The sequence below is a fragment of the Stenotrophomonas pictorum JCM 9942 genome, from assembly GCF_001310775.1.
In the GTDB taxonomy this organism is placed as follows: Bacteria; Pseudomonadota; Gammaproteobacteria; order Xanthomonadales; family Xanthomonadaceae; genus Stenotrophomonas; species Stenotrophomonas pictorum.
Genome location: NZ_BAZI01000161.1, coordinates 1 through 6,421 on the forward strand (window position 1 = coordinate 1; position 6,421 = coordinate 6,421).

The 6,421-nt window shown below is 67.5% G+C and carries 2 protein-coding genes and 3 pseudogenes; 2 read left to right on the plus strand and 3 right to left on the minus strand.

Features of this window, described 5'->3' with window-relative positions; genetic code table 11:
- The 3 genes and pseudogenes from JCM9942_RS09430 to cysD all read right to left on the minus strand — a co-directional run.
- Positions 1–319, minus strand: a pseudogene (locus tag JCM9942_RS09430) (efflux RND transporter periplasmic adaptor subunit); the annotation flags it as partial.
- 118 nt (positions 320–437) lie between these two features.
- Positions 438–2,291 (minus strand): annotated as a pseudogene (cysN, locus tag JCM9942_RS09435) (sulfate adenylyltransferase subunit CysN); the annotation flags it as partial.
- A gap of 26 nt (positions 2,292–2,317) precedes the next feature.
- On the minus strand, positions 2,318–3,229 hold the full coding sequence (gene cysD / locus JCM9942_RS09440) for a sulfate adenylyltransferase subunit CysD (protein ID WP_054659263.1): 912 nt from the start codon (positions 3,227–3,229) through the stop codon (positions 2,318–2,320).
- A gap of 199 nt (positions 3,230–3,428) precedes the next feature.
- On the opposite strand from cysD, the pseudogene JCM9942_RS09445 reads away from it, so the two are divergent.
- Together JCM9942_RS09445 and JCM9942_RS09450 are read left to right on the plus strand one after the other, a co-directional pair.
- Positions 3,429–5,269: pseudogene (locus JCM9942_RS09445) on the plus strand (assimilatory sulfite reductase (NADPH) flavoprotein subunit).
- Between the two features lie 89 nt (positions 5,270–5,358).
- A partial coding sequence (locus JCM9942_RS09450) for an NADPH-dependent assimilatory sulfite reductase hemoprotein subunit (protein WP_083468485.1) occupies positions 5,359–6,421 on the plus strand: 1,063 nt, incomplete at its 3' end.

The window sequence follows — 6,421 nt, forward strand, 5'->3', positions numbered from 1 at the left end:
CCGAGGCCAGCGCGGCCTGCTGGGCGTCGCCGCGCAAGGTGACCAGCGGCGCGCCGGCCGCGACCTGCTGGCCGCTTTCAAAATGCACCGTGTCGACGATTTCGCTGACCTTGGCGGTGATCACCACCGACTCGCGCGCCTTGGTGGTGCCCAGCGCCTGCAAGGTGTCATTCCAGGCCGACAGCTGCACGATCTGGGTGGTCACCGGCACAGCACCAGCGGTCTGGCGTGGCGCCTGGGCGCCTTCACGATTGCAACCGGCCAAGGCCAGCGCCAAGACAGTGCCACCGGCAACGGTGGCGACAAAACGCCCCAACATAGGTAAATCCGTCAGCTACACGATCGGTCAGTCTAGCTGGCCGAAGTGACGGCCGGATGTGCCGTTAGAGGGGGGCGCCCGGATCCGGCCCGCTTCGGGCCGGCCTGACGCTGGCGGCTCAGCGCAGCGCCAGCCGCACCACCTGGTCGACCATCGCCTCCAGCGCCTCGCCATCGGCATACAGGTGCAGCTCGGGGTTCTCCGGCGCCTCGTACGGTGAATCGATCCCGGTGAAGTTGGGAATCTGTCCGGCGCGGGCCTTGCGGTACAGGCCCTTGACGTCACGGGCCTCGGCCACCGCCAGCGGCACATCGACAAACACCTCGATGAATTCACCGTCGGCAAAGCGCTCGCGGGCCATCTGCCGCTCGGCGCGGAACGGAGAGATGAAGCTCACCAGCACGATCAGCCCGGCATCGGCCATCAGCCGCGCCACTTCGGCCACCCGGCGGATGTTCTCCACCCGGTCCTCGTCGGTGAAGCCCAGATCGCGGTTCAGGCCATGGCGCACGTTGTCGCCATCGAGCAGGAAGGTGTGGCAGCCGCGCGCATGCAGGCGTTTTTCCACCTGATTGGCAATCGTCGACTTGCCGGCGCCGGACAGCCCGGTGAACCACAGCACCTTCGGCTGCTGGCCCTTGATCCGCGCGCGCGCGGCCGGGTCCACATCCAGATGCTGCCAGTGCACGTTGCCGGCGCGGCGCAGCGCGAAATCCAGCGTGCCGGCGGCGACGGTGGCATTGGTCTGGCGGTCGATCAGGATGAAACCGCCCAGCGCGCGATTGTGGGCATACGGGGCGAACGCCACCGACTCGTCCAATGACAGGTTGCAGTAGCCGACCTCGTTGAGTTCCAGCCGCTTGGCGGCCATTTTCTCCTGCGTGTTCACATCGATGCGGTGTTTGATCTCGCTGATGCTGGCGGCCACGGTGCGGCTGCCGATCTGCAGCCAGTACGGACGCCCGGGCAGCAGCGCGGTATCGTCCATCCACAGCACATGCGCGGCGAACTGGTCGGCCACCTCCGGCGGATCACCGGCGGCGGCGATCACATCGCCACGGCTGACATCGATTTCATCACTCAGCGTCAACGTCACCGCCTGCCCGGCCGTGGCCACGGCCACTTCGCCATTGACGCCCAGCACCTGCCTGACGGTGGAGCGGCGCGCCGAGGGCAGCACCACCACTTCGTCGCCGGCGCGCACCTGGCCGGCGGCGATGGTGCCGGCAAAGCCACGGAAATCCTGGTTGGGGCGGTTGACCCACTGCACCGGCAGGCGCAGCCCGCTGGTCACGTCGTGCCCGCTGATCTGCACCGTATCCAGATGTTCCAGCAGGCTCGGACCTTCGTACCACAGCATCAGGCTGGAATGGCTGGACAGGTTCTGCCCTTCCAGCGCCGACAGCGGAATGGCCTGCACATTGGCGATGCCCAGCTGCGCGGCCAGCGCGCGGTAATCGGCGACGATCTGCTCGAACACGCTCTGGTCGTAGCCGACCAGGTCCATCTTGTTCACCGCCAGCACCACCTGGCCGATGCCCAGCAGCGAGATGATGTAGCTGTGGCGACGGGTCTGCGGCAGCAGCCCCTTGCGCGCATCCACTAGCACCACCGCCACGTCGGCGGTCGAGGCGCCGGTGGCCATGTTGCGGGTGTACTGCTCGTGCCCGGGGCAGTCGGCGACGATGTACTTGCGGCGGTCGGTATCGAAATAGCGGTAGGCCACATCGATGGTGATGCCCTGCTCGCGCTCGGCGGCCAGCCCGTCCAGCAGCAACGCGTAATCGATGCGCTCGCCCTGGGTGCCATGGCGGCGGCTGTCGGCCTCCAGCGCGGCCAGCTGGTCGTCGAACAGGCGCTTGCTCTCGTACAGCAGGCGACCGATCAGCGTGCTCTTGCCATCGTCCACGCTGCCGCAGGTGATGAACCGCAGCAGCGGCTTGGATTCGTGCTGCTGCAGATAGGAGGCGATCTGTGAAGACGGGGTTGCGGCGTTCATCAGAAATAGCCCTCCAGCTTCTTCTTCTCCATCGAGGCGGACTGGTCGTGGTCGATCAGCCGGCCCTGGCGCTCGGAGGTGGTGGACACCAGCATCTCGGCGATGATCGCCTCCAGCGTGTCGGCTTCGGACTCGATCGCGCCGGTCAGCGGATAGCAGCCCAGCGTGCGGAAGCGCACCTTGCGCAGCTGCGGCACTTCGCCGGGCCGCAGCGGCAGACGCTCGTCATCGACCATGATCAGGCTGCCGTCGCGCTCGACCACCGGCCGCTCGGCCGCCAGGTACAGCGGCACCACCGGAATCTTCTCGCGGTAGATGTAGAGCCAGATGTCCAGCTCGGTCCAGTTCGACAGTGGGAACACCCGCACGCTCTCGCCGGGATGGATGCGGGCGTTGTACAGGTTCCACAGCTCCGGGCGCTGGTTCTTCGGGTCCCAGCGATGGCGGTCATTGCGGAAGGAGAACACGCGCTCCTTGGCCCGCGACTTCTCCTCGTCGCGACGCGCGCCACCGATGGCGGCATCGAACTTCCACTTGTCCAGCGCCTGCTTCAGGCCCTGGGTCTTCATCACATCGGTATGCACGCCGGCGCCATGACTGACCGGGCCAATGTCCTGGGCGATGCCATCGGGATTGATATGCACCCGCAGCTCGGTGCCGGTCTCGGCCACACGGCGGTCGCGGAAGGCGATCATCTCGCGGAACTTCCAGCGCGTATCCACGTGCAGCAGCGGGATCGGCGGCACCCCGGGCGCGAACGCCTTCAGCAACAGATGCAGCAGCACCGAGCTGTCCTTGCCCACCGAGTACAGCAGCACCGGGTTGTCGAAGGCCGCAGCGACTTCCCGCAGGATGTGGATGCTCTCGGCCTCTAGGCGATCCAGGTTGGAAAGGTCGTTGTTGAAATTCATCGAGACGCAGCAGCCCAAAAAATGGCAGGACGATAGGCTAGCAGCATGCACCACTCAGCTAGCTGAAGAAGCGCAAATTTGAGTCATGGGCCTGCCACACGTGAAATAAACGCACTGCATGAGCCGATAACCGCCGGTCCTTTCCGCTGGCGCGGGCCGCTGCCTAGCATCAGCGTCCCTACCCGGACCGGACAGCCCCATGACCTCCGCCGCTGCCGTCGTGCCCCCCAGCCCCTTGCCTGAAGACCGCAGGGTCCTGCTGACACGTCTGGTGGAAGGCCTGGACGGCAACAGCCTATGGTGGTTGTCCGGCTTCGCCGCGGGCTTGGCCCAGGGGCATCCACCGCCGTCGCTGGCGGTCATCCCCGGCGGCCAACCGGTTCCGCAGCCGGCCCAGTCGCGGCTGACGGTGATCTACGGCAGCCAGACCGGCAATGCCCGCCGCGCCGCCGAGCAACTGGTGGCCGAGGTCGAGGCCGCCGGCCTGCCGGTACAGCTGGTCCGCGCCGACGCCTACCCGACCCGCGAGCTGGCCAACGAACGCCTGCTGTACATCGTGATCAGCACCCAGGGCGAGGGCGACCCGCCGGATGACGCGATCGGCCTGGTCGAGTTCATCACCGGCAAGCGCGCGCCCAGGCTGCCGGAACTGAAGTACGCCGTGCTCGGTCTGGGCGACTCCAGCTATGCCCAATTCTGTGGCATCGCCCGCACGCTCGACACGCGCCTGGCCGAGCTGGGGGCCACCCGCCTGCAGCCGGCCGGCGAAGCCGATCTGGATATCGATACCGTGGCTGCGCCATGGCGGGTCCAGGCGCTGCGTGATGCACGCACCCACATCAGCGAGGCAGCCAGCCCGGCACCAAGCAACGTCACCCCGCTGCGCCATGCCAGCGTGTACAGCGCCCAGCACCCGTTCAACGCCGAGCTGCTGTCTCGCCAGCTCATCAGCGGCCGCGACTTCAAGGGCCCGGCCTACGCGCACCATGGCGCCGCCGACAAGCGCGTGCATCACCTGGAACTGTCGCTGGAGGCAGCGGACTGCACTACGAGCCGGGCGACGCGCTGGGCATCGTGCACCGCAATCCGCCCGCGCTGGTGGAGGCGGTGCTGGATGCCACCGGCCTGGACGGTGCCACTGCCGTCGCCCATGACGGCCACCGCCGCCCGCTGTCGCAATGGCTGGCCGAGCACCGCGAACTGACCCGCATCTCGCGCCCGCTGCTGGCCGCTGTGGCCGAGCGCAGCGCGCACCCGGAACTGGCGCGCCTGCTGGACCCGGCACAGAAGAACGAACTGGCTGCGGTGTTCGAAGACCACCAGCTCATCGATGTACTGAGGCGCTGGCCAGCCGAGTGGAGTGCCGAGGCCCTGCTGGCCACGGTACGCCCCGCCGCCCCACGCCTGTACTCCATCGCCTCCAGCCGCAAGCGCGTGGGCGAGGAAGTCCACCTCACCGTCGACGAGCTGCGCTATGACGCGCACGGCAGCGCCCACCAGGGCGCGGCCAGCAGCTTCCTCGCCGCGCTGGCAGAAGGCGCCCCGCTACCGGTCTACATCGAGGCCAACGAACGCTTCCGGGTGCCGGCTGATGCCAGCCGCGACATCATCATGATCGGCCCGGGTACCGGCGTGGCGCCGTTCCGCGGCTTTGTGCAGGAGCGCGCCGAAACCGGCGCTGCGGGGCGCAACTGGCTGTTCTTCGGCGCGCGCCATTTCAATACCGATTTCCTCTACCAGACCGAATGGCAGGACGCCCTGCGCCGCAAGGAACTGCATCGCCTCGACCTGGCCTTCTCCCGCGACCAGGCCGACAAGATCTACGTGCAGCAGCGCCTGCGCACGCGTGGCCGCGACCTGTACGACTGGCTGCAGAACGGCGCACACCTGTATGTGTGCGGCGCGATCGGCATGGGCAAGGACGTGCATGCCGCGCTGCTGGACGTGGTGCGTGAACACGGTGGACTGGATGAGGACGGCGCACGCGAGTACCTCACGCAACTGCACACGGAGGGGCGCTATGGCCGGGATGTGTATTGACGGCCGAGTGCGGTCGCCGCGGTCGCGGTGATATGCCTGGCGCCTGAACGGCGTGCCTGCCCCTCCCTTTCCGGCATAGCGAACAGAACATGAGCAACCACTCCGTCGAATCCATCAAGGCCGAAAGCAACCGGCTGCGCGGCTCCCTGCTCGAGAGCCTGGCCGATCCGGTCACCGGCGCGCTGCGCGAGGACGACCAGACCCTGATCAAGTACCACGGCAGCTACCAGCAGGATGACCGCGATGTGCGCGACGAGCGCCGCCGGCAAAAACTCGAACCGGCCTACCAGTTCATGATCCGCACCCGCACACCCGGTGGCGTGGTCAGCCCCGAGCAGTGGCTCAAGCTCGATGCCGTGGCCACTTGTTTCGGCAACCACTCGCTGCGCATCACCACCCGCCAGGCCTTCCAGTTCCATGGCGTGATCAAGCGCGAGCTGAAGGCGACCATGCAGGCGATCAACGCCGCGCTGATCGACACCTTGGCCGCCTGCGGCGACGTCAACCGCAACGTGCTGGTCGCGGCCAACCCGCTGCTGTCGCGCGCGCACGCCACGCTGTATGCCGATGCCGCGCGCACCTCCGAGCACCTGCTCCCCAACACCCGCGCCTACTATGAGATCTGGCTGGACGAGGAGCGGGTGGCCGGCAGCGGCAGCGAGGACGAGCCGATCTACGGCGAGCGCTACCTGCCGCGCAAGTTCAAGATCGGCTTCGCGCTGCCGCCGCTCAACGATGTGGACGTGTTCGCCAACGACCTGGGCTTCATCGGCGTGCTGGACGCTGACGATGAACTGCTCGGCTATGACGTGACCCTGGGCGGCGGCATGGGCGCCACCCACGGCGATGCCGAAACCTATCCGCGCCTTGCCAACAACGTCGGCTTCATCCCGCGTGACGCCCTGCTGGATGTGGCCACCGCCGTGGTCACCACCCAGCGCGACCTGGGCAACCGCGAACTGCGCAAGCGGGCCCGCTTCAAGTACACCATCGACGACCACGGCCTGGACACGGTGACCGTAGAGATCCAGCGCCGTGCCGGCATCACCTTCCAGCCCGGCCGCTCGCAGCCGTTCGTCCACAACGGCGACCGCTACGGCTGGGTCGAGGGCGGCGACGGCCGCTGGCACCTGACCCTGTCGCTGTCCTCGG

Excerpts from the sequence above, each read along its gene's own strand:
- cysD (WP_054659263.1), bottom strand. The coding sequence starts at position 3,229 with ATGAATTTCAACAACGACCTTTCCAACCTGGATCGCCTAGAGGCCGAG.